This is a genomic window from Campylobacter sp. CFSAN093246 (assembly GCF_012889415.1).
GTDB classification, from domain to species: Bacteria; Campylobacterota; Campylobacteria; order Campylobacterales; family Campylobacteraceae; genus Campylobacter_D; species Campylobacter_D jejuni.
Map to the genome: position 1 here is coordinate 294,623 of NZ_CP040613.1, position 26,684 is coordinate 321,306.

A 26,684-nucleotide genomic window follows, 5' to 3' on the forward strand; every position below is an offset into this window, starting at 1 on the left:
GGATAGATTATGAGAAAAATCAATTTCAGTGCAGGGCCATCGACTTTACCTTTAGAAATTTTAGAGCAAGCTCAAAAAGAACTCTGTGATTATCAGGGTAGGGGTTATTCTATAATGGAAATTTCTCACCGCACAAAAGTATTTGAAGAAGTGCATTTTGGAGCACAAGAGAAAGCTAAAAAACTTTACGGGTTAAATGATGATTATGAAGTATTATTTTTACAAGGTGGAGCAAGTTTACAATTTGCTATGATTCCTATGAATTTGGCTTTAAATGGGATTTGTGAATATGCAAATACAGGAGTTTGGACAAAAAAAGCAATTAAAGAAGCACAAATTTTAGGTGTCAATGTTAAAACCGTAGCAAGTAGCGAGGAAAGTAATTTTAATCATATTCCTAGAGTGGAATTTAGAGATAATGCTGATTATGCTTATATTTGTTCTAACAATACTATTTACGGCACTCAATATCAAAATTATCCTAAAACTAAAACTCCTTTGATTGTGGATGCATCGAGTGATTTTTTTTCTAGAAAAGTAGATTTTTCAAATATTGCTCTTTTTTATGGCGGAGTGCAAAAAAATGCTGGAATTTCGGGTTTAAGTTGTATTTTTATCCGTAAAGATATGTTAGAAAGATCTAAAAATAAACAAATTCCTAGTATGTTAAATTATTTGACTCATGCTGAGAATCAGTCCTTGTTTAATACGCCTCCAACCTTTGCCATTTATATGTTTAATCTTGAAATGGATTGGCTTTTAAATCAAGGCGGACTTGATAAAGTACATGAGAAAAATTCTCAAAAAGCTGCTATGCTTTATGAGTGTATTGATTTAAGTAATGGATTTTATAAAGGACATGCAGATAAAAAGGACAGATCTTTAATGAATGTGAGTTTTAATATTGCTAAAAATAAAGATTTAGAGCCTCTTTTTGTAAAGGAAGCCGAAGAAGCTGGAATGATAGGACTTAAAGGACATAGAATTTTAGGAGGAATTCGTGCAAGTATTTATAATGCGCTTAATTTGGATCAGGTAAAAACCTTGTGTGAATTTATGAAAGAATTTCAAGGAAAATATGCATGATAAAGCGTTTTGATGAGTGCGATAGAATGTCGCAAATTATTGTTTTTGATAAATATTTTAAGACTGCAGGACAAGTGGCTTTTGAACCTAGCGGAGATATTAAAAAACAAACTAAAGAAGCGCTTGCAGAACTTGATGCTTTGTTTGAAAAAATAGGCGCAAGCAAAGGAGATTTGATTCAAATTCAAATCTGGTTAGCTAATATGCAAGATTTTGATGCAATGAATGAAACTTATGATGCTTGGATTAAAAATTATCCTAAACCTGTTAGAGCTTGTGTAGGAAGTGCTTTAGCAGAGGGTTATTTGGTAGAAATTCAAGCTTTTGGAAAGCTAAGAGAGAATTAAAAATTCTCTCCTCCAAATTTTAAAAGCGCAGATCCCCAAGTAAAACCACCGCCAAAAGCATCTAGTAAGATCAGATTTCCTTTTTTAAGTCGTCCTTCTTCATAGGCATCATTCATTGCCATAGGTATAGAAGCAGCTGAAGTATTGCCATATTTTTGTACGGTAATCACACATTTTTCATCGCTTAGATTGAGTTTTTCTTGGACGGCTTTAATGATGCGTAGATTAGCTTGATGAGGAATAAAAAGATCAATTTCTTGTGCTAAAATGTTATTTTTAGCTAAAATTTCTACAACATCATTGCTAAGCGTGTTTACTGCTATTTTAAAAACTTCATTGCCTTTCATTTGCATAGAAAGTGTTTGACATAGACTTGATTTTTGCGATCTTTGAGTCATTAAAAGATCTCCATAATTACCATTGCTTGCAGTATGTACATCAAGGATATGATTTTCATTGTCCAAACTTACAACTCCAGCACCCGCACCGTCTCCAAAGAGTATGCAAATGCTTCTGTCATTGTAATCCATAATTGAACTTGTTTTTTCAGCTCCTACGATTAAAACATTTTTTTTCAAACCACTTTCTACTAAGGCTTTAGCTTGTTCAAGCAAATAGATAAAACCAGAACAAGCTGCTGAAATATCAAAAGCACTAATATTTACAAGTCCTAAATTTGAAGCAATTTTACAAGCCGTTGAAGGCATAGTAAAATAATCAGGACTTAAAGTGGCTACAAGAATCGCATCAATATCTTCAGGTTTTAAATTTGCTCTTTCTATGGCTTTTAATGCAGCTTTTGTGCCCAAATCGCTAGAATTTTCATTTTCACTGGCAATGCGTCTTTCTTTAATACCTGTGCGTCTAGTGATCCATTCATCGGTGGTATCTACTATTTTTTCAAGATCAGCATTGCTTAAAATTTTTTCTGGAATATAAGAAGCTATACTTTTAAGACCGGCTTTAAGCATTGTATTTCCCAAGTTCATTTTCTATAAGTTCATTGATATGAGATTGGCTAAAATTTATAGCTTGAAAAATTGCATTTTTAATAGCTCTAGAATCACTTTTTCCATGACTTATGATCACGCAGCCATTAACTCCAAGAAGGGGTGCTCCGCCATATTCTTGCCAATCTGTGTGTTTTTTTAATTTTTTAAAAGATGACTTCATAAGTAAAGCACCTATTTTAGAAATAAAAGATTGCTTTACTTCGTTTTTTAGAAGCTGAAAAATAGCTGTTGCTACACCTTCACAAGCCTTTAAGATAACGTTTCCATCAAAACCATCGCAGACTAAAACATCTATTTCACCATTGAAAATATCTCTACCTTCAGCATTACCTATAAAATTTGGAATTTTTTTCATAAGCTGATGACTTTCTTTGGTAAGTTCATTGCCTTTGCATTCTTCTTCACCATTAGAAAGTAAAGCAAGGCGTGGTTTTTGAATTTGCATAATTTCTCTAGCATAAACTTCACCCATTATGGCAAATTGAAATAAATTTTCAGCTTTACAATCTGTATTAGCTCCAACATCCAAAAGTAAAGTTCTGTTAACGATATTTGGCATTAAAGTGGCAATAGCAGGTCTTGAAATACCTTTAAGTCTTCCAAGCCTTAAGGTAGCCAAAGACATACTTGCTCCACTATGACCCGCTGAAACTACAGCATCTACTTTTTTTTCTTTTAATAAATTAATAGCTTTGTATATGGTTGTTTCTTTATTTTTTAAAGCATCTGTGGCATTTCCATTCATCGAAAAAATTTCACTAGCTTCTTCGTATTGTATATATTGTTCTAATTTTTTTGGTATTAAAGGTTTTAGAATTTTAGAATTTCCCACTAAGATAGCGTTAAAAGGTTTTGCTTCTAGTGCCTTTAAAACGCCTTCTATAATGGGTTTTTCTCCAAAATCACCACCCATTGCATCAATGGCAATGTTAATCATTGATTTTAATATTCCTTAGTTGTTGGATTCGCACGGTGAGGCATTTTGTAGCTTCCATCTTTGTCTTTTATAGGCATAGGAAGACTAACTTTATAGTGAGTTCTGCGTTTAGCTGCACGAGTTTTGCTCACTCTTCTCTTTGGTACTGCCATTTTTTCTCCTTTATAAAATTTAATTAATTATTGCAATTTATGCAATAAAAATAATCACTCAAATAAGCTTCAAGCTCGCTAATAGCAACTTCTATTAAATTAATATGTCCATCAAAAAATTCTATAGTATTGCTCAATTCGTTTGCTTCATCTTTAAAAATACCATCACTTGCAAAAAGTTCTAAATGTTCTTTAATTTCAAGTTCTAACTCAGTTCCACAACTATCACAAGGTCTATAGATAAAACCTTGCATAATAGCATTTATTTTAACAAGCTTAGGATTTATTTTTACTAAATTTCCCTCAAAAATCATATTTTCAAGATTAAGCTTAAAAGGATATTCCTTTGTATTAATCTTAGAAAAAGGGATTTTCATTTAGCAAATTTCATTTGGTTTAAAGAAAAAATCAATTTCTATTTTTGCATTTTCCAAGCTGTCACTTCCATGAACAGCATTAGCATCAATACTCTCAGCAAAATCGGCTCTAATTGTTCCTGCTTTAGCTTCTTTAGGATTTGTCGCTCCCATTAAATCTCTATTTTTTAATACAGCACCTTCTCCTTCTAGTACAGAAACAACAACAGGACCGCTAATCATAAATTCAACCAAGTCTTTAAAAAAAGGTCTTTCTTTATGAACAGCATAAAAATTTTCAGCTTGTTCTTTACTAAGTTGAACTTTTTTCATTGCAGCGATTCTTAATCCATTGCTTTCAAAACGATCTAAAATTTTTCCTATAACACCTTTTTTAACAGCATCAGGTTTAATTATAGATAAAGTTTTTTCCATCTTTGTAATAACTCCTTATTTTAATAAAGCTTAAAATTATACTTGAATTTGTTTAAAGAAAGTTAAATTAAAAGAAAAAGCTAGGAATCTCTAGCTTTTTAATTTTTTAAAATTATGCAAAAACTGGAGTGTCCCCACTTCTCATATCAGCGCCAATATTATCACGACTTGGTTGTCCTGATTCTACAGCACTCCAAACTATACATCCATCTGTTGGGCAAGCACTGGCACAAGCTGGTTGATCATTATGTCCTACGCATTCAACGCATTTGTTTGCATAAACATAATATCTATCTTCACCTTCTGGATTGTTAGCATCATCAACGATAGCACTCACTGGACACTCATCAATACAAGAACCACAAGCAATACATATATCTGTAATTTTTACAGCCATTTTTTCTCCTTTTTAATATTAAGATTTAAAAGATTTTAGCATAAAATTCTTAAATAATGTAAATTTTGATAATCAAAAATTTACATTATTTGATAATAATTATAACTTTCTTAAATTTTTAATATTATTTTAGATATTTAAAAAAAAATAAAGATTTAAACGATATAATTTCGTTATCAATAAAATTTATTATTTAGGAGAAAATATGATAGTTACTAAAAAAGCTTTAGATTTTACTGCTCCAGCAGTATTGGGAAACAATGAAATTGTTCAAGATTTTAATCTTTATAAAAACATAGGTCCAAAAGGAGCGGTAGTATTCTTTTATCCAAAAGATTTTACTTTTGTTTGTCCTTCAGAAATTATAGCTTTTGACAAAAGATATCAAGAATTTAAAAATCGTGGCATTGAAGTAATTGGAATTTCAGGAGATAATGAATTTTCACATTTTGCTTGGAAAAATACTCCAGTAAATCAAGGTGGTATTGGTCAGGTTAAATTTCCGCTTGTTGCTGACTTAACTAAGCAGATTGCTAGAAATTTTGATGTACTTTATGCAGAAGCAGTTGCCCTTCGTGGTTCGTTCTTGCTTGATGCTGATGGAACAGTTCGCCATGCTGTGGTTAATGATTTACCACTAGGTAGAAATATAGATGAAATGTTAAGAATGGTTGATACTATGCTTTTTACAAATGAGCATGGTGAAGTTTGTCCTGCAGGATGGAATAAGGGCGATGAAGGTATGAAAGCTAACCCTAAAGGCGTGGCTGAATATCTTGGCAAAAACGAAGCTAAACTTTAATTTCTTAGTATAAAGCCTCTTTACGAGGCTTTTTCTTCATTTTTATTCTTTAATTGAAATTCATAAATTTTCTACTATAATTTTACACACATATTAAAATTTTTATTTAGGCTAAAATATGGCAGGCGAAGATCAAGAAAAAACAGAAGAACCCACGTCCAAAAAGATAGAAGATGCGCGTAAAGAAGGTAATGTTCCAAAGTCTCAAGATGCGGCAGCTATTGTAACTTTGATAATTGGAGTAACTATAACTTTATTTATGATGAGTTTTATGGGCGAGAGAATTGTAAATTTATATAGATACTATCAAAGTTTTATTGGTGTTGAATTTGATTTGCGTATTATTCAAGCCATTATGATTAAAAGCATTTTTGAGGTTTTAATTATTCTTGCACCTATTGTTTTAAGTATTATGATTGCTGGGGTTTTGGGAAATATTATGCAATTTGGTTTTATTTTTACAACTAAACCTATTATGCCAAATTTAGGAAAAATCAATCCTCTAAAAGGTTTAAAAAACCTTTTTTCATTGAAAAAAATTGTTGAAAGTATAAAAATTATTTTAAAAGTGGGTATTGTTTTTACTATAGCTTTTATAGTTTTACTTAAATTTATGCAAGAGCTTCCAAGAGTTGAGCTTTATACTATGGTTGCACAGCTTACTTGGCTAAGAGACAGAGCTATTGTTTTAGCAGCTATTGTTATAGTTGCTTTTTTAATTATTGCTGTTTTAGATGTTTTTTTGGTGCGTTTTCAGTATTTTAAAGGTTTGCGTATGAGCAAACAAGAAATAAAAGATGAGTATAAACAAATGGAAGGAGATCCTCAGGTTAAAGGTAGAATTCGTAGACTTCAAATGGAAGCTGCGCGTCGTCGTATGGTTCAAGATGTTGCAGGTGCGGATGTGGTGATCACAAACCCAACGCATTATGCCGTAGCTATTCGTTATGATACAGGTAAAGAACAAGCCCCTAGGGTTGTTGCCAAAGGAGTGGATTTTCTCGCTCTTCGCATAAAACAAGTAGCCTATGAAAATAATGTTGTAGTTTATGAAAATCCTCCTTTAGCAAGAGAGCTTTATAAAGCTTGTGATGTTAATGATCTTATTCCTAGGGAAATGTTTAAAGCTGTAGCTGAGGTGCTAGGATTTGTTTATAATACAAATAATAAGAGTCGTTTAGCTGGTCAAGTAAAAAAAGGAAACTAAAACTTTTAAGGTGCTTTAGTTCCTATTTTGTTAATAAGCTCAAGAACCGATTTTTGAGTACTTGTATCTGCTGTATCGACTTTAAAATATATTTCTACTCTATTATTTTCTAGAGTTTGTGGATTTCCATTGATAGGATTATTAAGCCCGTAGCTTTTAATGCTAATATTTTTCAAATTTGCTCCACCTTCTATAAAATATTTTAATACATTTTCCGCTCTTTGGTAGGCGAGTTCATAACTTCTTATAATAGAGTCGCTATTGTCTGTATAGCCTCTAATTTCTATTTTTGCTTGAGGTGGCAAATATGTTGTTAGCTCAGCCATACGTTTTAAATAATCTTGTATATCAGCTGAAACGATTTGAGCACTACCTCTTTCAAATTCAACTTTAGATGGAAGGTTAAGAGCAACCTGATTATCGCTTTGATCTAGAGCTGCTTGAAGACGTTTGATAGTTTCTTGCTGTGTCATAGTCATTTGTTTTAACGATTTGAGTTCATCGCTTTCTTCTTTTGCTGCGCCTTTATATTTTTCTTGGGTTTTACTCTCTTCTTTGACTGTTTGAGTAGAGGTGTAATCAAAGATTTTAACAAATTCAGTTTTTAAAGCCTCTACTTTAGCAGGATTTGTTTTAGAAATTGCCCAAAGAGCAATAAAAAGTGCCAAAAGCAAACTTAGAAAGTCTGCATAAGGCACAGCCCATTTTTCACCTGCTGGACATTCTGGGCATTTATGTTTTTTAGCCATTTTTAACCTTTGTCAAATTGTGAAATTCTTGGATCATCGTGACTTAAGAAGTTAAAAAGTTTAGCTTCTAAATCTCTAGGATTGGCACCTTCTGCAATTCCTTTTATAGCTTCAGTAATAACAATTTGCTCTTTTACAAGATCCATTCCATTAGCTTTTAATTTTTTCCCCCAAGGAGCAAAAAGTGCATAAGCGCCAAAAATTCCCGTAACTGTAGCTGTGAAAGCACCTGAAATACCTGCTGCCATTGCTTGAGGATTGTCTAGTAATTTAAGAGCTAAAATAAGTCCAAAAACCGCTCCAACAAGCCCCATGGTAGGACAAGTCTCTCCAAATACTATCCAATATTCTGCACATTCTTTATAATGCTCTTCAAGTTGTTCAGTTTGTATTTCCATGCTTTCATGAATTTCTTCAAAGCTTTTACCATCTACAAGCATCATCATAGCATTTTTTAAAAATTCATTTTCAATCTCACTGGTTCTTGATTCTAACGCTAAAAGACCATCTCGTCTTGCAATAATAGCAAATTCTATTAACTGGGCTATCCTTTCGGGTAAATTTACTCCAGAACCTTTAAAAACAACTTTGAGTTCTTTGTAGGCTGCTTTTACAATTTTTTTATGCGTAGAAGTCATTGCGCAAAATGCAGCTGTTGGCATAACTATGAGAAAGGAAGAAAGATGCACAACATGCAAAGGATTGCCTCCCTCTAGTATATCTCCTACCGAAATACTAGTAACTGCAAGCACCATTCCTAATATGGTTGAAAGATCCATTAATTATCTCCTTGATTATTTTAAATCGCCCCAATTTTTGGCGATACTTGAACTTGTTTTTAATTTTACTTTTAATTTTACTATATTTTCCATAATATCTCTAGTTTTTTTTACAAAATTTTCACACAAATCGTCTTTTACTTCAAAAATTAATTCATCGTGAATTTGCAAAATAAGCTTTTTGTCTTCATTTAATTCTTTATTGATTTCTAGCATTGCAAGTTTGATTACATCAGCCGCTGAGCCTTGTAAGATTGAATTAATGCTTTCTCTTTCATACATGGCAATTTGCATAGGTTTTGCGTTTTCAAAATCAAAATAACGCTTGCGACCGCTTAAAGTAGTGATAAAGCCATTTTGTTTAGCTTCATTTTTAACTGTTTCAAAATATTTTTTAATACTAGTAAAATTTTCAAAATATTTTTCTATGTAAGATTTGGCTAAATGAGCTTCTATTTTTAAATTTTGACTTAAAGTTTTATAGCCCATGCCATAAATAAGTCCAAAATTTATACTTTTTGCAACACTTCTGGTTTCATAATTGCTTTCTCCAAAAATCATTATAGCTGTTCTTGCATGTATATCTTCATCGTTGGCAAAAGCATTTAAAAGTTTTTCATCTTCGCTAAAATGTGCAAGCATTCTCAGTTCGATTTGAGAATAATCAAGAGAGATAAAACTAAATCCATCTTTAGCTACAAAGCAAGATTTATAATCTTTTGCGTATTGTCCGTGTGCAGGAATATTTTGCAAATTTGGATCCTTAGATGAAAGGCGTCCTGTAGCGGTTCCAGTTTGTAAAAAACTTGAATAAATGCGTGAATTTTTATCTTTTAATGCTAGTTTTAACAAAGGTTCGCAATAAGTGGAATAAAGCTTGGCAAGTTCCCTATAATCTAAAATTTTGGTAATCGCAGGATGTTTATCTAAAAGTGCATTTAAAACTTTTTCATCGGTAGAATATCCTGTTTTACCTTTTTTTCCACTTGGGAGTTTGAGTTTTTCAAAAAGTATATCACCTACTTGTTTAGGTGAATTTAGGTTGAATCTATCCTCACAAAGAGTATAAATTTCTTCACTTAAATTTTTGATTTCATTTTCAAATTTTTTCATAAGGATTTCAAGTGCATTTGTATCAAGCTTTATGCCATTTTCTTCCATCATCATAATGATTTTAATGAAATCAAATTCACAGTTTTTAGCAAGTTCTAATAAAGGAGTTTCAAGATTTTTTAAAAAATAAAGATAAAATCTTAAAGTGATATAAGCATCTTCTGCAGCGTATTTACAAGCTTTTTCAAGTTCTACACTTGCAAAATTTTCTCCTTTTTTAACAAGGCTTTCAAAATGCAAGGTTTCGTAATTAAAAAGTCTTAAGGCTAAATCATCCATATTTACTCTTGAAGAAGGATTTTTAAGCCATGCCAAAATCATTGTATCTGCGTATTTTTGAGGTAAATTTAATCCAAAATTGTTTTGAATGATTTTAAAATCATATTTGAGATTGTGCCCTATAACAAAATGATTAAAGATTACTTCTATAGCTTTTTTGGCACTTTGCAATGAGATTTGCTCACCTACTCCAAGATAATTATGAGTTAAAGGCACGTAAAAGGCTTCATTTTCATTCATGCAAAAACTAAAACCAACAATTTTTGCTTCTTTAGTATCAAGTCCTGTGGTTTCGGTATCAAAAGCAATAATACTTTCTTTATCAAGGGTATTTAAAATTTCAAAAAGTTTGTTTTCATCTTGTACTAAAGTGGCTTTAAAACCTAAATTTTTATCTTTATTATCAGGATTTTGACGCAGTTTTTTAAGCAAAGTATTAAGTTCGTAATGTTCTAAAATTTCAAGTATTTTTAAAAGAGGTTCTTCATCAGGATAAGTGGCTTTTTCTATGAGATTTTGTACTTCTAAATTGTCATACAAAGAAGCTAATTTTTTGCTTAAAAATGCATTTTCCTTACCCTCTAAAAGCAAGTTACGACTTCTTTCGTTACGTACTAGGGTTAAATTTTCATAAATTCCCTCTATGCTACCAAACTCATCAAGCAAGGTTTTAGCTCCTTTTACACCTATACCTTTAACGCCTGGAATATTATCAGAACTATCCCCACAAAGAGCTAAAAAATCTCTGATTTGATTAGGTTTTACTCCGTATTTTTCTAAACACGCTGCTTCATCATAGTCGTTTTTAGAAATAGGACTGTAAATGCTTGTTTTACCATCTTTTATGAGTTGATAAAGATCTTTATCTTGAGTGATAATGCGTACAAAAATATCCCTATCTTCACAAGTTTTTACAAAAGAAGCGATGATATCATCGGCTTCATAACCTTCTTGAGAAACGCTTATAAAACCCATTTTTTCTATCATCTTTATGCAAATTGGAATTTGTTCTAGAAGTTCAGGCGGTGGTGGAGTGCGATTTTGTTTATAGTTTGGATCAATTTCACTACGAAAAGTTTTTCCTTTGGAATCTAATGCAAAAACAATATAATCACTTTTATATTCATTTTTTAAGCTATAAATAAAATTTGCAAAACCGCTAATCATTCCACTAGCTTGTCCTTGTGAATTTTTAAAACCTTTTAATGCGTAGTAAAGTCTGAAAAAAAATCCAAAAGTATCAATAATAGTTAAAGTTTTCATAATAATTTCTTCTTTTGATAAAATATATTTTTTGGTTATATTATTTCAAAATTTTGCTTAAAATGTCTCGAAATTTAAAGATATTTAAGCGAAAATACTTCAATTTTTAGTCATAATATCGAGTAGAGTAAAAATTTTATATGAATAACGTAAGGAAAATGTAATGACAAATCAGCAAATTGATGGAATTGCAGATAAGAATTTTAACACACCTGAAGGTAGAAAAGTTTTTAAAAAGGCAGTTTTTTCTTGCTGGTTGGGAACTGCTATGGAATATGCAGATTTTGCACTTTATGGTTTAGCAGCTGCAACAATTTTTTCAGAAGTATTTTTTCCTGAGCAAACTCCAGTAATTGCACTTTTGCTTAGTTTTGTAACTTATGGCATAGGTTTTATTGCAAGACCTATTGGGGCTTTGTTTTTTGGTCATTTAGGTGATAAACACGGAAGAAAAAATGTTATGATGGCTACAATAGCTTTAATGGGAATTTCAACTACTCTGATAGGTTTTATCCCAAGTTATGCAGTGATTGGTGTTTGGGCGCCTATTTGTTTGGTTGCATTGCGTTTTATGCAGGGTTTTGGCGCAGGAGCTGAACTTTCAGGTGGAACAGTTATGCTAGGAGAATATGCTCCTAGCAAGAGAAGAGGGCTTGTTTCTTCTGTGATTGCTTTAGGATCAAATAGTGGAACTTTGCTTGCGTCTTTTGTATGGCTTTTGATGGTACAAATGGATGAAGCAAGTTTTAAAGAATGGGGCTGGAGAGTTCCTTTTATGGGAAGTATTTTAATCGCTCTTTTTGCTGTATATATTCGTTTTCATGTCAAAGAAACCCCTGTTTTTGAAAAGCAAAAAAATGAAATGATGAAATTGCGTCTTAATAACGAAAAGCATATGAAAAAAGATGAAAGAAGTTTTTGGCAAAGAAGTCGTGCTTTTTGGACTATGGTGGGCTTAAGAATAGGCGAAAATGGACCTTCTTATCTTGCGCAAGGTTTTATTGTAGGTTATGTGACTAAAATTTTACTTTTAGACAAATCAGTAGCTACTACAGCGGTAATGATAGCTTCATTGGTAGGGTTTTTAGTTATTCCTTTGGCGGGTTATTTAAGTGATAAATTTGGAAGATGTATTACTTATAGAATGTTTTGTTTGCTTTTAATGATTTATGCTTTTCCTGCTTTTATGCTTTTAGATAGTAAAAATGAAATTATTGTGATTTTAACTATTATTGTAGGTATGTCTTTAGCATCTTTAGGGATTTTTGGTGTGCAAGCGGCTTGGGGTGTGGAGCTTTTTGGGGTAAAAAACCGTTATACAAAAATGGCTTTTGCTAAGGAGCTAGGTTCTATTCTTTCAGGAGGAACAGCGCCTATGGTGGCTTCTGCTTTGCTTGCATATTATGGCGCTTGGTGGCCTATCGCGACATATTTTGTATTAACTGCAGGTATAGGTTTTGTGACTACATTTTTTGCGCCAGAAACTAGAGGTAGAGATTTAAATAAAATAGAAGATGCGATATGAGACTTATCTTAGACACGGACATAGGCAATGCTATTGCAGGAGCAAATACTGATGATGGTTTAGCACTTGCTTTGATTTTGTCATCTAAAGAAATCAAACTTGAAATGCTAAGCACAGTTTGCGGTAATGTTCCAAGCCTTGTTGCCTATAGTGTGGCTAAGGATTTATTTAAACGTTTAAATTTAAATATCCCCGTTTATTTGGGAGCGAATGAAGCCCTAAAAGAACCAAGTAAAGCTTGGCGTCAAAGACTTGATGAAAGTGTTAAAAATTTTAAACTTGAATATCTTTGGGAAAATATAAAAAGTCCTGAAATTTTAGAAAATATAAATCCTGATGCGATTTTTAAAATGGGTGAGTTGGTGAGTAAAAATCCTAAAGAAATTTCTATTTGTGCGATAGGACCTTTGACAAATATCGCTATGACTATGAAAATTTTTAAAGATTTTGATATAAATCTTAAAGAGCTTTTTATTATGGGCGGCAGTTTTGATATGCCTTATTACACTAAAGATACAAATTTTGGTTTTGATCCTGAGGCGGCTAGTATAGTGCTAAATTCAAGAGCTAAAATTACACTCATACCTTATAATGCAACCATGCAGACTTTATTAACACACGAGGATTTAAAAGAGTTGCAAGGTAAGAATATTTTATGTGATTTTATCGTTGAAACTTTAGGTGTTTGGATTGATTATGCCTCTAAAACACGTGGTACAAAGGGAACTTGGATACATGATGCTTTAACGATAGCTTACGCATTAGATTCTAGTATTGCAGATTTTGATGAGTGTTATGCTGATGTTATTTGCGATAGTTCTTTGGCAAGAGGTATGAGTTGGCGTTGTTTTAAAGAACCAAAAATGAGTATGGGGGTGGATTTAAGCACTAAAAATTGTGTTAAAATTCTAAAAAATGTAGACAATGCAAAGCTTTTAAAACTTATAAAAGAGAGGTTTTTAAAAGGAGTTTGCTATGAAAATTATGAAAGCATAACGACTTAATTTTCCAAGTAAGATAAAAAATATAGTTTTTAAAAAAGAATATTTCGCAAAACCAAGTCCCAAGGCAAAAAGATCTCCTACTAAAGGTAAAAAAGTAAAAAAAGCAAATATACTTCCAAATTTAGCAAAATTAGCATTGAAATTTTCTAATTTTTTTAAGGATTTGCTAAAGTATTTTTCTAAAATTTTTTCTTTTCCAAAATACGCTAAAGCATAAGTACTTAAACTTCCTAAGGTATTACCCAAAGTGGCTACGATAAGTACCAAATTCGGAGTAAAATCAAGTTTTATAAAGCCTAAAACAAAGGCTTCACTTGCTAAGGGTAATAGTGTGCTTGAAAGAAAACACACCATGAAAAGCCCCAAATAGCTAATATCATTATATAAAAAATCAAACATAAAATTATGATTTTTGTGTATTTTTAAGCTCTAAGTCTAGATAATATCCTGTGTAAGAACGGGTTTTTTTGTGTTCTTTAGCGACTTTTTCCACGCTTCCTGTGCTTATAACTTTTCCACCTTTAACTCCACCTTCAGGCCCCATATCGATGATATAATCAGCATTTTTAATCACATCTAAATTATGTTCTATCACAAAAACAGAATTTTTAAGATCAACCAAATGTTGTAAAACTAAGATGAGTTTATTGACATCTTCAAAATGCAGTCCTGTTGTAGGTTCATCAAGTATATAAAGCGTTTTTCCTGTATCGTTACGGCTTAGTTCTTTAGCAAGTTTGATTCTTTGTGCTTCACCTCCACTTAAGGTGGTGGCATTTTGTCCTAGAGTTAGATAATCTAAACCCACTTTTACTAGAGTATCTAATTTTTGTTTGATTTTAGGAACGGCTGTAAAAAATTCACTCGCTTCTAAAACACTCATATTTAAAATTTCACTGATATTTTTGCCTTTATATTTAATTTCTAGCGTGGCATCATTGTAGCGTTTGCCCCCGCAAGTATCACAAACTACCATAACATCAGGTAAAAAATGCATTTCTATTTTGATTTCTCCATCTCCGCTACATTTCTCACATCTTCCACCCTTGACATTAAAAGAAAAGCGTCCGGCTTTATAACCACGCATTTTGGCTTCTTTAGTGGCGGCAAAAAGATTTCTGATTTCATCCATAGCACCTGTATAGGTGGCAGGATTTGAACGTGGTGTGCGCCCAATTGGGCTTTGATCAAGATAAATGACTTTATCAAGTTTTTCAAGTCCTTCTATTTGTACTCCGCCAAGTTTTTTAACTTTTTTCGCACGGTTTAATTCCTCTTGTGCAAAAGGAAGTAGGGTTTGAAGTATCAAAGAGCTTTTTCCAGAACCTGAAACTCCTGTTATAGCGACTAAATTTTGCAAAGGAAATTTTACGCTTAAATCTTGGATATTGTTAATATTTACATTTTTAAGCTCAAGCCATTCTTTCTGTGTTCTGTTTTGAAGTTGTGAAATTTGTTTTTTACCATTCATATAAAGTGCAGTTTCGCTTTTGCTTTTTAAAAGTTCTTTATAAGTTCCACTAAATACAACCTCACCCCCAAATTTTCCTGCTTTTGGACCAATATCTACAATAAAATCTGCTTCTTCTATGGTCATTTTATCATGCTCTACGACAATTAGGGTATTGCCCTTTTGTTGTAAATTTCTTAAAGTTTTAATCAGTTTTGCAGTATCTCTTTCATGAAGTCCTATGCTAGGCTCATCTAAGACATACATCACTCCGCTTAAACCACTGCCAATTTGTGAAGCTATGCGGATTCTTTGTGCTTCACCCCCACTAATCGTTCTTGCATCGCGCCCTAAAGAAAGATAACCTAGCCCCACATCATACAAGAAAAACAATCTTTCGTTGATTTCTTTTAGGATAGGTTTAGAAATAAGTTTTTGTTGCTCGCTTAAATAAGAAAAATTTTTCTCATCTGCAAAAAAGGCCGTACTATCTTCTATGCTCATATCTAAAATTTCACCCAAGCTTTTTTTGGCTACTTTCACGGCTAAACTTTCAGGTTTTAAACGATGCCCACCGCAGTCTTTACAAATTTTTTCACTCATATATTCGGCTAAATCTTTTTCATCTTTTAGCATTTCATAAGCCATTTTAACCACGCCTTCAAAAGTGCGTTTTAGGCGATTTCTTTTCCAAAGAAATTCTATAGTTTTGGCATTACCATACAATACAAGACGTTTTTGTTCTTCGTTTAATTGCATAAAAGGTATTTTGATAGGAATTTCATTTTGTTCGCAAAAGGCGATTAGGAATTTATAATAATAACTTTTATTAAAACCATACATGATTTTAACAGCACCGTTTTCGAGACTTAAATTTTCATCGATGATTTTTTTCATATCTAAAGTATAACGAATTCCAAGTCCATCGCAAGCTTCACATGCTCCTTTTGGAGAATTAAAAGAAAAGCTTAAAGGCTCGAGTGGAACAAAGGAAATTTTACAATCAAAACAAGCTGAATGCTCGCTAAAATGATAGTGTTTATTAAGGTTTATTTCCTCATGATTTAAAACTTCTATTTCTATTTCTCCAAAGCTTTCTTGTAAGCCTTTTTCTATATCGCTTGCAAGACGAGAAAGTAAATCTTCTTGAATTTCAAGCCTATCTATGACAAGTTTAATGGTGTGTTTTTTGGTTTTGGCTAGTTCAATTTCTTCATCAAGTCTTACCAAAACTCCATCAATTTGAGCTCTTACATAGCCTTTGTTGCGTAAATTTTCAAGCAAATCTGCATAAGTTCCTTTTTTTTCTCGTATGAGTGGGGCGTAGATGATGATTTTTGCACCTTTTGGAAATTTTAAAATTTCACTAACTATATCACTTACACTCATAGACGAAATTTTTTGTCCGCATTGATGACAATGTTGAATGCCAACTCTTGCGTATAAAAGTCTTAGATAATCATAAATTTCAGTGATGGTTCCTACAGTAGAGCGTGGATTTTTAGAAGTAGTTTTTTGATCTATGGCAATGGCTGGAGTTAAACCTTCGATTTTATCGACATCAGGTTTGTCTACCTTATCTAAAAATTGTCTGGCGTAAGCACTTAAACTTTCTATATAACGGCGTTGTCCTTCAGCATAAAGAGTTCCAAAAGCAAGGGTTGATTTTCCACTTCCGCTCAGTCCTGTAAAAACAATGAGTTTGTTTTTGGGAATTTCAAGGTGGATATTTTTTAGGTTATTTTCTCTTGCGCCAATGATTTTTATGGTATCGTTCATAGTCTTTCCTAAACATTAAATAAATTTAAGATTTTAGCATAATAATATTAAAAGAACTTGGATAAATCCAAGTTAAAAATTTATAAAATTTAGCTTATTAAGCAAAGAGTGGGTGGTTCCAAGTATTGATAAGGCATATACGCAAAGTAAAATTTTTCTATGAGCTGAAATATGCATTTTTTCTATGATTTTAATTCCTATAAAAACTCCAACCATAGAAGCTATACCTACTAGTATTCCTTTATGAATAACTTCAGAGTCTATAACTCCAGAATTTGAAAAAGATATAATACCAGAGACTGAAGCAAAAATAACAAAAAACAAGGATAAGGAAACAACTTTTTTATTATCATAGCCTAAAAAATAAGCTAAAATCGGAGCAATTAAAAGTCCGCCACCAATTCCCAAAGAAATAGCAAAAATACCAGTAAAAGCTCCAGCAATAAATAAAATGACATTCTTTACACAAACGCTTCTTTGATTTTGCACAATGTTTTCTTTAATTCCAAAAGCATATTTGATAAAAAATATACAACTTACCGCCAAAAATACGCTAGTAAGAGCTACATCACTTAAAGCTTTTAAAAGCATTCCGCTAAAGCTTGCCCCTATGAGCCCTCCAAAACCTATCATAATACCATCTTTAAGATTTAGATTTTTTTTCTTATAATTAATATAAGAGCCAAAAACTGCTGCAAAAATCATTTGTAATACTGAAATTCCGATAGCATGGTGAGCACTTGCTCCAAGTGCGAACATAGAAGGAACGATAATCATACCTCCACCAATGCCAAAAAGTCCAGAAGCAATACCTGAAATGATTCCTATGATTAGATAAGGTAAATCTGTGATTTCCATAGCTTTTCCTAAAAAATACTAAATATTTCAAATACGGAATAATTTTATCTTATTAAGCTAAGTATTATCTTAGTTTTTTATAACAATAGAATATTTTTTTTGGTAACTTTAAGCATCGTAAAAATGTTTCAAAATATTATAAAATATAAAGATTTTATAATATTTATTTTAAATTTAAAGCAAAATTTATATTTATTGATTAAAATTAATTAAGACTTTAAAAATTTTCATAAAAGTCTTAATTTTTGAAATATTTTATAAGAAAGGTAAAAGATGAGTGAAAATGATTTTTTTAGTAATTCTTTGATTTTAAAACTTACACACACTCTTCGCTCTTGGCGTTTCTAAAATTCTTTTTATCTAAATTTTTTCTTTAATATTATTTTAATTTATTTTTTTTAAAAAAAGGTTTATTATGTTTGTTAAAAATGTAAATTTTTATTATAGACAAATCCTTGAAAAATTTGAAAATTCTTATTTTGCAGAGGATTTGACCAAGGTAATTATAGGGATTGATTGTGATTATTTAGATGCTAATGAATTATCCTTTAGCGAGTTTAAGGCAAAATATTATGAAGCTTTAAGCAAGAATAAAATTTGCGACTTTGCTGGATTTTTTGGAGTTTTTAGTGCAAATTTTGTATCTTTGTTTGAAAAAATTCCACTTTCTTCTAAGAAAAATTATGATTTTCCTTTATTTTTATTTGCCAATGCTAAGGCTTATTTGATTTATGAGAAAAATAGCAAGATGTTTTTTAAATTTGGTGCTTCAAAATATTTTGAATATTTAAAAGATGATATTGAACCAATGAAAAAGAAACAAAAAAATGATTTTGAAATTTTAAATTCTTTAGAAGATGAAAAAAATGATTTTTTAAAAATGTGCGAAAAAGCCAAAGAATATCTTTTAAGTGGAGATATTTTTCAAGTGGTCTTAAGTAAGCAACTTTGTATCAAACATCAAGTAAATGCTTTTGATTATTATGAGAGTTTAAGTGCTTTAAATCCAAGCGCTTATATGTTTTATTTTCCAAGTAAATATGGTGTTGTTTTGGGTTCTTCTCCAGAGTTTTTATTGAAAATTAAAAAAAGAGAGATTTATTTAGCCCCTATTGCTGGAACTAGAAATTTGGAAAATAACTGTGATCTTTTAGCTTTAGAAAAAGATCTTTTAAGTGATGAAAAAGAACTTAGTGAACATAAGATGCTTGTAGATTTAGCAAGAAATGATGCTTCTAAATTTGGCACTCAAACAAGAGTGGAAAATCTTTTTTCTATTATTAAAAATAAATTTGTAATGCACATAGTGAGTGAAGTGTATGCCAATATGAAAGAAGATGCGAGTATTTTTGATGTGATTGAAGCAGTTTTTCCAGCGGGAACTTTAAGCGGAGCTCCTAAAATAAGAGCTTTAGAGATCACTAGCGAGCTTGAAGATTGCGATCGTGGAATTTATGGTGGTGCGGTAGGATTTTTAAATTTTAACGAAGACATAACTTTAGCGATTTTAATCCGTTGCGCTTTTTTTACTCAAGATAAGGCTTATTTGGCAAGTGGGGCGGGTATTGTTTTGCAAAGTGAGAGTCAAAAAGAATATGCAGAAATTTGTGCTAAACGCAAGGCGCTTTTGGTAGCTTTTGAAAATTTAAAAAAGGAAAATCAATGATACTTTTAATTGATAATTATGATTCTTTTGTTTTTAATGTTAAAAGCATGTTAGAGCAACTCAGCAATGATGAAATTTTAGTAAGAAGAAATGATGCAATTTCTCTGAGTGAAATTAAAAATTTAAATCCTACTCATATTATTTTAAGTCCTGGTCCAAAGCATCCAAGTCAAAGTGGGATTTGTCTTGAAATTTTTAAAGCAAGGCTTAATATCCCTGTTTTGGGCATTTGCTTAGGGCATCAAGCTTTAGCTTTAGCTTTTGATTCTTTAGTGGTTAAGATGCAAGAGCCTATGCATGCAAAAAATTCTTTGATAAAACAGTGCAGGGAAAATGAATTATTTTCTAATTTGCCTTCAAATTTTAGTGTAATGCGTTATCATTCTTTAGAGGTTAAACAGCTTAGTGATGAGCTTGAAATTTTAGCCCTTGATGAAAAGGGTGTGATTATGGCTTTGGGACATAAAAATTTACCTTATTATGGTGTGCAATTTCATCCTGAAAGCTATTTTAGTGAATATGGCTTACAACTTTTTTCTAATTTTTTAAAACAAGATATAAAAAAACCACAAAAACAAGAAAATCCTTTAAGTTTTTATTTGCAAAAAATGAGTGAAAATCATTTTTTACAAAGCGATGATTTTGAGCAAATTTGTAAGATTATTATGTCTAAAGATTATGAAATTTTACAAGTAGCGGCTTTGTTGATTTTAATCACTGAAAAGTCTTTAAACGAAAAATCTTTAAGTGCTTTTGTAAGACAAATTTTAAGATATTCTCAAACTTTTAGTGATGAGAGTGAGATGATTGATATTTGTGGAACAGGTGGAGATGGTTTTAAAAGTATCAATGTTTCTACGACTAGTGCTTTTATTTTAGCAGCTTTAGGAGTAAAAGTAGCCAAACACGGAAATCGTGCCATTTCAAGTTCTAGCGGAAGTACAGATGTGTTAGAAGCTTTAAATATAACTACTCCAAACACTTTAGAATCAGTTTTAAAACAACTAAATAATCAAGGGCTTAGTTTTTTACATGCTCCATTTTTTCATCCTTTGGTAGGAGAACTTAAAGAGGTCAGATCAAGACTTGGAGTAAGAACGGTTTTTAATGTTTTAGGTCCTTTATTGCACCCTAATTTAAAGTTAAAATATCAACTTATGGGAAATTATCACGCACCTGTGCATAGGCTTTTGATAGAGGTTTTAAAAAATTTAGGACGCAAAAAAGCTTTAGTGGTAAGAGGAAATGATGGTATGGATGAGCTTAGTATTTGCGATGAAAGTAAAATTTATGAGCTTTGTGAAGGAGAAATTTTAGAGTATTCTATCTGTCCTGAACAATTTGGTTTTAAAAGAGCTTTTCATAGTGAAATCATAGGATCTAGTGCATATGACAACGCTAAAGATTTAAAAGATATTTTAAGCGGTAGAATGCAAGGGGCAAAATTTGATTTGGTAGTTTTAAATGCTATGTTTGCACTTTATACAGCCAATAAAGCAAGTTCGCCTTTAGTGGCTAAAGATATGATTTTAGAAGCCATTTATTCAGGTAAGGTTATAGAATATTTTAAGGAGTATCAAGCTTATGCTAAAGCTTAAAATTTGTGGTATTAAAGATGAAAAAAATGCCAAAGATTTAGCTTTTTTAAATATTGATTTTTTTGGACTTATTTTTGCTAAAAGTCCAAGAAGAGTGAGTTTAGAACAAGCAAGAAATTTAAGTGCAATTTTTCATGAAAAAGATAAAAAAGTTGTCGGTGTTTTTGTAGATGAAAATTTGGAACAAATTTTAAGATGTATTAAAGAAGCTAAGCTTGATGGGATACAAATTTATCGCACTATTACCAAAGAAGAATTTGAAATTTTAAAGGTGCAAAATGTTTTTGTTTGGCAGGTGATTAGTGTGGAAAATAGTTTAGATTTAAAAAGTGAAATTTTTGCTAATTTAGTACTTTTTGATGCTAAGGGAATTTTAAAGGGCGGTAATGGAATAAGTTTTGATTGGACTTTATTAGGTTCTTATACTAAAGATTTTGCATTAGCTGGAGGCATAGGTTTGGATAATGTTCATAAGGCTGTACAAACGGGAGCTAAAATTTTAGATCTTAATTCAAAACTTGAAGATGAAAAAGGCTTAAAAGATATCAACAAAATAAAACAAATTTTAAAGGAGTTGAAAAAATGAAAAAAGCGTATTATGGGGATTTTGGTGGGCAGTTTTTGCCTGAAAGTGCAATGTTTGCTTTAAATGAGCTAGAAGGTGCTTTTTTGAAATTTTCTAAAGATAAACTCTTTAAAAAAGAATTAAACGAGCTTTTAAAAACTTATGTAGGGCGTCCTACTCCACTTTATTTTGCTAGAAATTTAAGCAAAAAATATCAGCATGAAATTTATTTAAAACGCGAGGATTTAAATCATACCGGAGCACATAAAATCAATAATGCCATCGCTCAAGCCCTTTTAGCAAAAAAAATGGGAAAGAAAAAAATCATAGCAGAAACAGGAGCAGGTCAACACGGGCTTGCAACAGCCACTGCAGCAGCACTTTTAGGACTTGAATGTGAAATTTATATGGGGGCAACCGATGTGCAAAGACAGGCTTTAAATGTTTATAAAATGGAGCTTTTGGGTGCTAAAATTCATGCAGTACAAAGTGGGCTTAAAACTCTAAAAGAAGCTACTACTGCGGCTATTCAAGCTTGGGTTGGAGATATTAAAAATATTTTTTATGTGGTTGGAAGTGCGGTAGGTCCTTATCCTTATCCTAAAATGGTAATGCATTTTCAAAGTATTATAGGAAAAGAATGCAAAATGCAACTTCAAAAACTCAATAAAAAAGTAGATTATATTATCGCAGCTGTTGGGGGTGGAAGCAATGCAGCTGGGATTTTTTATGATTTTATCAAAGATGAAAATGTTAAACTTATAGGTATTGAAGCAGGGGGGCTTGGCATTGATACGCCTTATCATGCAGCGACTTTAAATAAGGGAAAAACAGGCATTATTCACGGTATGAAAACCAAGGTTTTACAAGATGATTTAGGCAATATCTTGCCTGTACATAGTGTTTCTGCAGGGCTTGATTATCCAGGAATTGGTCCTTTGCATGCTTTTTTATTTGAAAGCAAAAGAGCGCAATATCATGCTATAAGTGATGAAGAATGTATGCAGGCTTTAAAATTACTTTGTAAAGAAGAAGGTATTATTGCAGCGATTGAAAGTTCGCATGCTTTGGCATTTTTAGAAAAACTTTGTCCAACTTTAAAAAAGAAAAGCGTGATAGTAGTAAATCTTTCAGGCAGGGGAGATAAAGATATGCAAATGATTAGAGATTATAAAAAAGGGGTGATTTATGGTTGATTTTAGAAAATTTTATAAAGAAAATGCAAATGTGGCTTATACGGTTTTAGGTTATCCAAATCTTCAAACAAGTGAAGCTTTTTTGCAAAGATTGGATCAAAGCCCTATTGATATTTTAGAACTTGGTGTTGCTTATAGTGATCCTATTGCCGATGGTGAGATTATTGCAGATGCGGCAAAAATAGCTCTTGATCAAGGCGTGGATATTCATAGTGTTTTTGAGCTTTTAGCTAGGATAAAAACTAAAAAAGCTTTGGTTTTTATGGTTTATTATAATTTAATTTTTTCTTATGGCTTGGAAAAATTTGTAAAAAAAGCAAAATCTTTAGGGATTTGTGCTTTGATTGTGCCTGAATTGAGTTTTGAAGAAAGTGATGATTTAATTAAAGAGTGTGAAAGATATAATATAGCTTTAATTACACTTGTAAGTGTTACAACCCCTAAAGAAAGGGTTAAAAAGTTAGTAAAACATGCTAAAGGTTTTATTTATTTATTAGCAAGCATAGGTATTACAGGTACGAAAAGTGTCGAAGAAGCAATCTTACAAGATAAAGTAAAAGAAATCAGATCTTTTACAAATTTGCCTATTTTTGTAGGCTTTGGCATTCAAAATAATCAAGATGTAAAAAGAATGAGAAAAGTTGCTGACGGAGTGATTGTGGGAACTAGCATAGTAAAGTGTTTTAAACAAGGAAATTTGGATATAATAATGAAAGATATTGAAGAAATTTTCAAAAAATAAAATTTTAAAACATATTTTTATTTTATATTTACTATAATTTTAAATTAAGTTTTTTATAAAGGTGGTAGTTATGTTAAAGATTCTTGAGTATTCCATCACTCATTTTTGCGAGCATATCTTAAGACTTCGCATTGAAGCAGCTCAAGATATAAGCGGTGAACTTTATGGAGCGAGTATTCCTATCATGGGCAAAAGCGAAGGAGAATGTAATTTTTATTTATTTTTTCCAAAAGAATTTTTAAAAAAAATTGCAGAAATTTTAATTAATGATGAAAAATTTAAAGAAGATGACTGGTGCGATTTAACTAAAGAATGTGCCAATCAGATTATAGGTTATGCTAAAAATTTGTTAAATGATGCCAAGGGTGATGACGAGTATAAACTCGGAATTCCGGAATATTTAGGAAAAGTTGATTTTTCTGAAATAGTTCTAGATGAAGCTTTAACTTATAAATTTGAAAATTGTTATTTTAGAATAGGATATTGCAAATAATGAGCGATGATATAGAGTTTAGCATTCATCATGGGCTTTTACAATCTTATGAAGATATCTTAGATATTACAGTAGATTTTGTAAGCGAGCTTGGAACTACAAATATGAGTGTAGCGGAGCTTTTAAAACTTGAAGTAGGTTCGGTTATTGATCTTGAAAAGCCTGCTGGAGAAAGCGTTGAGCTTTATATCAATAAAAGAATTTTTGGCAAAGGCGAGGTTATGGTTTATGAAAAAAATCTCGCTATAAGAATTAATGAAATTTTGGATTCTAAGACTGTGCTTCAATACTTTAAAAAAGAAATTTAAATGAGATTGCTAGTATTATTTTTTTTAATTTTACCTTTATATAGTGTTGAGCTGATTAGTTTTAATATCTACGATAGAAATGATCGAGTAGATTTAATGCTTTCTTTTGATAATGCCTATAATGGCAAGATTTCTCAAAAAAAAGAAAAAAATTTAACTCTTTTAACTTTTAGTGATTTAACGTATTCTAAAGATGAATTAAAAGAACTTAACTCTCAACTTGTAGATAAAATTAGTATTAGTTCTAAAAATAATAATACCTATATTATACTACAAAACAAACAAAATATTAATTTAGAACTTAGCTCTATCAATGATAAATTTGGAGTAAGGATACGAGCTATAGAGCAAGGAAAAGCAAATATCGAATCTGTACCTACAACTACTGTGAATAATTCTCAAGAATTAATGCCTAAACCAAAAAGTACAAGTTTAGAAGGGTATGATTATACAAATTATATCTTAGTAATGCTAATTTTAGTTATTTTGTTAATAGTGCTTTGGTGGTTTAAAAAGACTATGGTTTATAAAAATAACAATGTTTCTAGAGATTTTACTATGATTTTCCAAAGATTTTTAGATAAAAATAATCAACTTGTTATTTTTGATCACGCTAATAAACGTTATACAATGATAATAGGTAATTCCAATGTGCTTTTAGAAAGTGTTGAAATTCCAGAGGAACAAACAATAAAACATACAGAAAAAACAGAGAAAAATTTTGATTCTTTTTTTGAAGAGAATAAAAAAAGAATTCAAAATCTTATAGAGCAGCGTCAAAAAGGTAAAAAATCTTAAATTTTTTGATTGATTGCTAATGCTATGGTAGCTGGTTTTGCAATTTTTTTGAGCTCATCTTTGGGTAAATTAAGAATTTTGTTTTCTTGATATATATAAAGAGTATTGTTTGCAAAAGCAAAATCAATCTTATCTTCATTTGTGCTTAAAGTTTTAGCTAAGCACAAAATAAAATTAAGCCATGAAATGGTATGAATATTGGGTAAAAGTTGTTTATAGGGTTCAAGATTATAAGGATTAACTTTTTTTCCATTAAGCTTAATAATACTAGCAATTAAAGCTTTTTCTTTATGCGAAAATCCATAATTTAATCCACCTAGTACAAAATGAGCAGAGTGTTCATTAGCAAAATAGAAATTTAAATATTCTCCAATATGGCATAATTTGGCAGCATTTAGTAAAGTATGCTTATAGTTATCGTTAAGTTTATGAAGATTTTTAAGGGTTGTAAAAATTTGCAGAGCAAAATGTGGAGTTTTATTTTTTTGTTTTGATTGTAAAAATTTATCTTGCAAACATTTTAAACTGGGATTGAAATTTGGTGGAAATGTGATTTTAGGACGAAGTAAATCTTGCAAATAAACTCCTTCTCTGATTCCAACCCCACTCGTGATAACTTGTTTGGCTTTTATTTTTTCCGCAATCTTTAAAAAAATAAATATACCCTCTTTAATGGTATCAAAACGATCCTTTTTTATGCCAAAATTGATTAAAGAGTCTAAGTTTGAATTAAAAATTTTTAAAATATGTCCTTTTTCTTCATCTAGCATATAGCGAAAATCATGTAAATTTTTCAGTGGATAGGAATTTTTTTGCATGATGGAATTAGATATTGCTCTTAAGCTTCCACCTATTGCAATAAGGTTTTGATTGTAAAATTCTTTAGGAATTTGTTCTAAAATTGGTTTTATAAATTCTTCTAAAGAATCCATTTTTCCAGTATCATAGAACAATTCTTTTAGCCTAACAGTGCCAATATCAAGAGATATGCAAGAAATAATTCTATTATTTTTTATTAAACACAATTCACTAGAACCACCACCTATGTCTAAAGTGGTTCCATCCTTAAAAGGACTTAATAAATTTAGAGCTGCAAGACCACCTAAGTAACTTTCGCTTTTTCCATCTATACAGCGTATATTTAAAGACAGATTATCTTTGATTCTTTTAATGAAATTTTTTGAATTTGGGGCATCTCTTAAGGCTGATGTGCCTACTATAAATATTTTTTTGCACTTATGCTTTAAAGCGCATTGTTTGAAAAAAGCTAAGGCATCTTCGGCTCTTTGCATGGCTTCTTCTTGGAGAATTTTGCCATTATTATAAGCATTTTCTCCAAGTCTTACTTTGCGTTTGTATTCGCAAGTTGTATAAAAACCATATCTAGAAGTTTTTTCAAAAATCACCATTCTAATGGAGTTTGAGCCAAGATCAACAACGGCTGTTTTTTTTGCCATTAAAATTCTCTATCTCTATGTTTGAGTTTTAATTCTTCTATAGTTTCTACATTATCAGGATCAGGAATGATACATTCATATGGGCAAGCAACAATACAGGCAGGCTCTGAAAAATCATTAACGCACTCTGAACAAAGATCAGGGTCTATTACATAAATTGGACTATTTTCATAAATAGCTTCATCAGGACATTCTTCTCTGCAAGCATCACAACATACGCAGTCTTTTGTAATTAAAAGAGACATCATAACCTTTCAAAAATTTAAAAAATAATTTTAGTTTATACAATAACCAAACTTAAATAAAATATAAAAATAGAAATAAAGATAA

The 26,684-nt window shown here is 31.1% G+C and carries 29 protein-coding genes; 15 read left to right on the forward strand and 14 right to left on the reverse strand.

Annotated elements, in window-relative coordinates:
• Positions 1 to 9: 9 nt before the first annotated feature.
• Both serC and FBE87_RS01560 read left to right on the forward strand, forming a co-directional pair.
• Complete coding sequence (serC, locus tag FBE87_RS01555) at positions 10 to 1,086, forward strand: phosphoserine transaminase (RefSeq protein WP_002860307.1); 1,077 nt, start codon at positions 10 to 12, stop codon at positions 1,084 to 1,086.
• Entirely contained in the window at positions 1,083 to 1,433 is a 351-nt protein-coding gene (locus FBE87_RS01560; RefSeq protein ID WP_002860306.1) for a RidA family protein, read from the forward strand. The genes serC and FBE87_RS01560 overlap by 4 nt, the downstream gene beginning before the upstream one ends.
• On the opposite strand, the gene FBE87_RS01565 is transcribed toward FBE87_RS01560, so the two are convergent.
• From FBE87_RS01565 to FBE87_RS01590, 6 genes are all read right to left on the reverse strand, one after another.
• The gene (locus FBE87_RS01565; protein ID WP_002869731.1) at positions 1,430 to 2,404 is read right to left on the reverse strand and encodes a beta-ketoacyl-ACP synthase III; all 975 of its coding nucleotides are present in this window, start codon (positions 2,402 to 2,404) and stop codon (positions 1,430 to 1,432) included. The two genes, FBE87_RS01560 and FBE87_RS01565, sit on opposite strands and share 4 nt — an antisense overlap.
• On the reverse strand, positions 2,397 to 3,383 hold the full coding sequence (plsX, locus tag FBE87_RS01570) for a phosphate acyltransferase PlsX (RefSeq protein ID WP_002860304.1): 987 nt from the start codon (positions 3,381 to 3,383) through the stop codon (positions 2,397 to 2,399). Before plsX ends, FBE87_RS01565 begins: the two co-directional genes overlap by 8 nt.
• A 5-nt stretch (positions 3,384 to 3,388) precedes the next feature.
• On the reverse strand, positions 3,389 to 3,535 hold the full coding sequence (gene rpmF, locus FBE87_RS01575; protein ID WP_002858674.1) for a 50S ribosomal protein L32: 147 nt from the start codon (positions 3,533 to 3,535) through the stop codon (positions 3,389 to 3,391).
• A gap of 23 nt (positions 3,536 to 3,558) precedes the next feature.
• A complete protein-coding gene (locus tag FBE87_RS01580) occupies positions 3,559 to 3,912 on the reverse strand; it encodes a hypothetical protein (protein ID WP_100626291.1) in 354 nt (117 codons plus the stop codon).
• A complete protein-coding gene (gene ndk / locus FBE87_RS01585) occupies positions 3,913 to 4,326 on the reverse strand; it encodes a nucleoside-diphosphate kinase (RefSeq protein WP_002854376.1) in 414 nt (137 codons plus the stop codon).
• 112 nt (positions 4,327 to 4,438) lie between these two features.
• Positions 4,439 to 4,723: a 4Fe-4S dicluster domain-containing protein gene (locus tag FBE87_RS01590; RefSeq protein WP_002854354.1), complete on the reverse strand. Its 285-nt coding sequence runs from the start codon at positions 4,721 to 4,723 to the stop codon at positions 4,439 to 4,441.
• A 205-nt stretch (positions 4,724 to 4,928) separates the two neighbouring features.
• On the opposite strand from FBE87_RS01590, the gene FBE87_RS01595 reads away from it, so the two are divergent.
• Positions 4,929 to 5,525, forward strand: a complete 597-nt coding sequence (locus tag FBE87_RS01595; protein WP_002854219.1) for a peroxiredoxin — start codon at positions 4,929 to 4,931, stop codon at positions 5,523 to 5,525.
• A gap of 118 nt (positions 5,526 to 5,643) precedes the next feature.
• Positions 5,644 to 6,732: a flagellar biosynthesis protein FlhB gene (gene flhB / locus FBE87_RS01600; protein WP_002858726.1), complete on the forward strand. Its 1,089-nt coding sequence runs from the start codon at positions 5,644 to 5,646 to the stop codon at positions 6,730 to 6,732.
• Positions 6,733 to 6,737: 5 nt separating this feature from the next.
• Here flhB and motB read toward each other — a convergent pair whose 3' ends face one another.
• The 3 genes from motB to polA are packed head-to-tail and all read right to left on the reverse strand — an operon-like array spanning position 6,738 to position 10,915.
• Positions 6,738 to 7,481, reverse strand: a complete 744-nt coding sequence (motB, locus tag FBE87_RS01605) for a flagellar motor protein MotB (protein ID WP_002851120.1) — start codon at positions 7,479 to 7,481, stop codon at positions 6,738 to 6,740.
• A gap of 2 nt (positions 7,482 to 7,483) precedes the next feature.
• Complete coding sequence (motA, locus tag FBE87_RS01610) at positions 7,484 to 8,260, reverse strand: flagellar motor stator protein MotA (protein WP_002858693.1); 777 nt, start codon at positions 8,258 to 8,260, stop codon at positions 7,484 to 7,486.
• Positions 8,261 to 8,275: 15 nt separating this feature from the next.
• The gene (polA, locus tag FBE87_RS01615) at positions 8,276 to 10,915 is read right to left on the reverse strand and encodes a DNA polymerase I (RefSeq protein WP_002868167.1); all 2,640 of its coding nucleotides are present in this window, start codon (positions 10,913 to 10,915) and stop codon (positions 8,276 to 8,278) included.
• 163 nt (positions 10,916 to 11,078) lie between these two features.
• Between polA and FBE87_RS01620 the strand changes: the two genes are divergently transcribed.
• Both FBE87_RS01620 and FBE87_RS01625 read left to right on the forward strand, forming a co-directional pair.
• The gene (locus FBE87_RS01620) at positions 11,079 to 12,440 is read left to right on the forward strand and encodes an MFS transporter (RefSeq protein ID WP_038400997.1); all 1,362 of its coding nucleotides are present in this window, start codon (positions 11,079 to 11,081) and stop codon (positions 12,438 to 12,440) included.
• A complete protein-coding gene (locus tag FBE87_RS01625; RefSeq protein WP_002860301.1) occupies positions 12,437 to 13,444 on the forward strand; it encodes a nucleoside hydrolase in 1,008 nt (335 codons plus the stop codon). Before FBE87_RS01620 ends, FBE87_RS01625 begins: the two co-directional genes overlap by 4 nt.
• Here FBE87_RS01625 and FBE87_RS01630 read toward each other — a convergent pair.
• From FBE87_RS01630 to FBE87_RS01640, 3 genes are all read right to left on the reverse strand, one after another.
• Complete coding sequence (locus FBE87_RS01630) at positions 13,400 to 13,843, reverse strand: YqaA family protein (RefSeq protein WP_002868165.1); 444 nt, start codon at positions 13,841 to 13,843, stop codon at positions 13,400 to 13,402. The genes FBE87_RS01625 and FBE87_RS01630 overlap by 45 nt on opposite strands.
• A gap of 4 nt (positions 13,844 to 13,847) precedes the next feature.
• Positions 13,848 to 16,673, reverse strand: coding sequence for an excinuclease ABC subunit UvrA (uvrA, locus tag FBE87_RS01635; RefSeq protein ID WP_052799362.1), 2,826 nt, complete (start codon positions 16,671 to 16,673; stop codon positions 13,848 to 13,850).
• A gap of 72 nt (positions 16,674 to 16,745) precedes the next feature.
• Positions 16,746 to 17,531 (reverse strand): sulfite exporter TauE/SafE family protein, encoded by a 786-nt coding sequence (locus tag FBE87_RS01640; RefSeq protein ID WP_002873375.1) that lies wholly within the window; start codon positions 17,529 to 17,531, stop codon positions 16,746 to 16,748.
• 123 nt (positions 17,532 to 17,654) lie between these two features.
• Between FBE87_RS01640 and FBE87_RS01645 the strand changes: the two genes are divergently transcribed.
• The 9 genes from FBE87_RS01645 (at position 17,655) to FBE87_RS01685 (ending at position 24,897) form a co-directional block, all read left to right on the forward strand.
• Entirely contained in the window at positions 17,655 to 17,744 is a 90-nt protein-coding gene (locus FBE87_RS01645) for a hypothetical protein (protein ID WP_042635777.1), read from the forward strand.
• A 202-nt stretch (positions 17,745 to 17,946) separates the two neighbouring features.
• The gene (locus tag FBE87_RS01650; protein WP_002858746.1) at positions 17,947 to 19,197 is read left to right on the forward strand and encodes an anthranilate synthase component I family protein; all 1,251 of its coding nucleotides are present in this window, start codon (positions 17,947 to 17,949) and stop codon (positions 19,195 to 19,197) included.
• Complete coding sequence (trpD, locus tag FBE87_RS01655; protein WP_002867764.1) at positions 19,194 to 20,795, forward strand: anthranilate phosphoribosyltransferase; 1,602 nt, start codon at positions 19,194 to 19,196, stop codon at positions 20,793 to 20,795. The genes FBE87_RS01650 and trpD overlap by 4 nt, the downstream gene beginning before the upstream one ends.
• Entirely contained in the window at positions 20,782 to 21,381 is a 600-nt protein-coding gene (locus FBE87_RS01660; RefSeq protein WP_002872431.1) for an N-(5'-phosphoribosyl)anthranilate isomerase, read from the forward strand. The genes trpD and FBE87_RS01660 overlap by 14 nt, the downstream gene beginning before the upstream one ends.
• Positions 21,378 to 22,556, forward strand: a complete 1,179-nt coding sequence (trpB, locus tag FBE87_RS01665; RefSeq protein ID WP_002854204.1) for a tryptophan synthase subunit beta — start codon at positions 21,378 to 21,380, stop codon at positions 22,554 to 22,556. Before FBE87_RS01660 ends, trpB begins: the two co-directional genes overlap by 4 nt.
• Positions 22,549 to 23,298, forward strand: a complete 750-nt coding sequence (gene trpA, locus FBE87_RS01670; protein ID WP_002854645.1) for a tryptophan synthase subunit alpha — start codon at positions 22,549 to 22,551, stop codon at positions 23,296 to 23,298. Before trpB ends, trpA begins: the two co-directional genes overlap by 8 nt.
• A 70-nt stretch (positions 23,299 to 23,368) precedes the next feature.
• Positions 23,369 to 23,791, forward strand: a complete 423-nt coding sequence (locus FBE87_RS01675; protein WP_002854524.1) for a chemotaxis protein CheX — start codon at positions 23,369 to 23,371, stop codon at positions 23,789 to 23,791.
• Positions 23,791 to 24,099 (forward strand): flagellar motor switch protein FliN, encoded by a 309-nt coding sequence (gene fliN / locus FBE87_RS01680; RefSeq protein WP_002868677.1) that lies wholly within the window; start codon positions 23,791 to 23,793, stop codon positions 24,097 to 24,099. Before FBE87_RS01675 ends, fliN begins: the two co-directional genes overlap by 1 nt.
• Complete coding sequence (locus FBE87_RS01685; protein WP_002867766.1) at positions 24,100 to 24,897, forward strand: hypothetical protein; 798 nt, start codon at positions 24,100 to 24,102, stop codon at positions 24,895 to 24,897.
• Here FBE87_RS01685 and FBE87_RS01690 read toward each other — a convergent pair.
• On the reverse strand, positions 24,894 to 26,354 hold the full coding sequence (locus tag FBE87_RS01690; RefSeq protein ID WP_002858654.1) for a Ppx/GppA phosphatase family protein: 1,461 nt from the start codon (positions 26,352 to 26,354) through the stop codon (positions 24,894 to 24,896). The two genes, FBE87_RS01685 and FBE87_RS01690, sit on opposite strands and share 4 nt — an antisense overlap.
• Positions 26,354 to 26,599 (reverse strand): YfhL family 4Fe-4S dicluster ferredoxin, encoded by a 246-nt coding sequence (locus FBE87_RS01695; protein WP_002854647.1) that lies wholly within the window; start codon positions 26,597 to 26,599, stop codon positions 26,354 to 26,356. Before FBE87_RS01695 ends, FBE87_RS01690 begins: the two co-directional genes overlap by 1 nt.
• Positions 26,600 to 26,684: the final 85 nt, after the last annotated feature.

What these genes read in the sequence shown, in the direction of transcription:
- serC (WP_002860307.1), top strand. Translation starts at nt 10, where the DNA reads ATGAGAAAAATCAATTTCAGTGCAGGGCCATCGACTTTACCTTTAGAA.
- FBE87_RS01560 (WP_002860306.1), top strand. Translation starts at nt 1,083, where the DNA reads ATGATAAAGCGTTTTGATGAGTGCGATAGAATGTCGCAAATTATTGTT.
- FBE87_RS01565 (WP_002869731.1), bottom strand. Translation starts at nt 2,404, where the DNA reads ATGCTTAAAGCCGGTCTTAAAAGTATAGCTTCTTATATTCCAGAAAAA.
- plsX (WP_002860304.1), bottom strand. Translation starts at nt 3,383, where the DNA reads ATGATTAACATTGCCATTGATGCAATGGGTGGTGATTTTGGAGAAAAA.
- rpmF (WP_002858674.1), bottom strand. Translation starts at nt 3,535, where the DNA reads ATGGCAGTACCAAAGAGAAGAGTGAGCAAAACTCGTGCAGCTAAACGC.
- FBE87_RS01580 (WP_100626291.1), bottom strand. Translation starts at nt 3,912, where the DNA reads ATGAAAATCCCTTTTTCTAAGATTAATACAAAGGAATATCCTTTTAAG.
- ndk (WP_002854376.1), bottom strand. Translation starts at nt 4,326, where the DNA reads ATGGAAAAAACTTTATCTATAATTAAACCTGATGCTGTTAAAAAAGGT.
- FBE87_RS01590 (WP_002854354.1), bottom strand. Translation starts at nt 4,723, where the DNA reads ATGGCTGTAAAAATTACAGATATATGTATTGCTTGTGGTTCTTGTATT.
- FBE87_RS01595 (WP_002854219.1), top strand. Translation starts at nt 4,929, where the DNA reads ATGATAGTTACTAAAAAAGCTTTAGATTTTACTGCTCCAGCAGTATTG.
- flhB (WP_002858726.1), top strand. Translation starts at nt 5,644, where the DNA reads ATGGCAGGCGAAGATCAAGAAAAAACAGAAGAACCCACGTCCAAAAAG.
- motB (WP_002851120.1), bottom strand. Translation starts at nt 7,481, where the DNA reads ATGGCTAAAAAACATAAATGCCCAGAATGTCCAGCAGGTGAAAAATGG.
- motA (WP_002858693.1), bottom strand. Translation starts at nt 8,260, where the DNA reads ATGGATCTTTCAACCATATTAGGAATGGTGCTTGCAGTTACTAGTATT.
- polA (WP_002868167.1), bottom strand. Translation starts at nt 10,915, where the DNA reads ATGAAAACTTTAACTATTATTGATACTTTTGGATTTTTTTTCAGACTT.
- FBE87_RS01620 (WP_038400997.1), top strand. Translation starts at nt 11,079, where the DNA reads ATGACAAATCAGCAAATTGATGGAATTGCAGATAAGAATTTTAACACA.
- FBE87_RS01625 (WP_002860301.1), top strand. Translation starts at nt 12,437, where the DNA reads ATGAGACTTATCTTAGACACGGACATAGGCAATGCTATTGCAGGAGCA.
- FBE87_RS01630 (WP_002868165.1), bottom strand. Translation starts at nt 13,843, where the DNA reads ATGTTTGATTTTTTATATAATGATATTAGCTATTTGGGGCTTTTCATG.
- uvrA (WP_052799362.1), bottom strand. Translation starts at nt 16,673, where the DNA reads ATGAACGATACCATAAAAATCATTGGCGCAAGAGAAAATAACCTAAAA.
- FBE87_RS01640 (WP_002873375.1), bottom strand. Translation starts at nt 17,531, where the DNA reads ATGGAAATCACAGATTTACCTTATCTAATCATAGGAATCATTTCAGGT.
- FBE87_RS01645 (WP_042635777.1), top strand. Translation starts at nt 17,655, where the DNA reads ATGTTTCAAAATATTATAAAATATAAAGATTTTATAATATTTATTTTA.
- FBE87_RS01650 (WP_002858746.1), top strand. Translation starts at nt 17,947, where the DNA reads ATGTTTGTTAAAAATGTAAATTTTTATTATAGACAAATCCTTGAAAAA.
- trpD (WP_002867764.1), top strand. Translation starts at nt 19,194, where the DNA reads ATGATACTTTTAATTGATAATTATGATTCTTTTGTTTTTAATGTTAAA.
- FBE87_RS01660 (WP_002872431.1), top strand. Translation starts at nt 20,782, where the DNA reads ATGCTAAAGCTTAAAATTTGTGGTATTAAAGATGAAAAAAATGCCAAA.
- trpB (WP_002854204.1), top strand. Translation starts at nt 21,378, where the DNA reads ATGAAAAAAGCGTATTATGGGGATTTTGGTGGGCAGTTTTTGCCTGAA.
- trpA (WP_002854645.1), top strand. Translation starts at nt 22,549, where the DNA reads ATGGTTGATTTTAGAAAATTTTATAAAGAAAATGCAAATGTGGCTTAT.
- FBE87_RS01675 (WP_002854524.1), top strand. Translation starts at nt 23,369, where the DNA reads ATGTTAAAGATTCTTGAGTATTCCATCACTCATTTTTGCGAGCATATC.
- fliN (WP_002868677.1), top strand. Translation starts at nt 23,791, where the DNA reads ATGAGCGATGATATAGAGTTTAGCATTCATCATGGGCTTTTACAATCT.
- FBE87_RS01685 (WP_002867766.1), top strand. Translation starts at nt 24,100, where the DNA reads ATGAGATTGCTAGTATTATTTTTTTTAATTTTACCTTTATATAGTGTT.
- FBE87_RS01690 (WP_002858654.1), bottom strand. Translation starts at nt 26,354, where the DNA reads ATGGCAAAAAAAACAGCCGTTGTTGATCTTGGCTCAAACTCCATTAGA.
- FBE87_RS01695 (WP_002854647.1), bottom strand. Translation starts at nt 26,599, where the DNA reads ATGTCTCTTTTAATTACAAAAGACTGCGTATGTTGTGATGCTTGCAGA.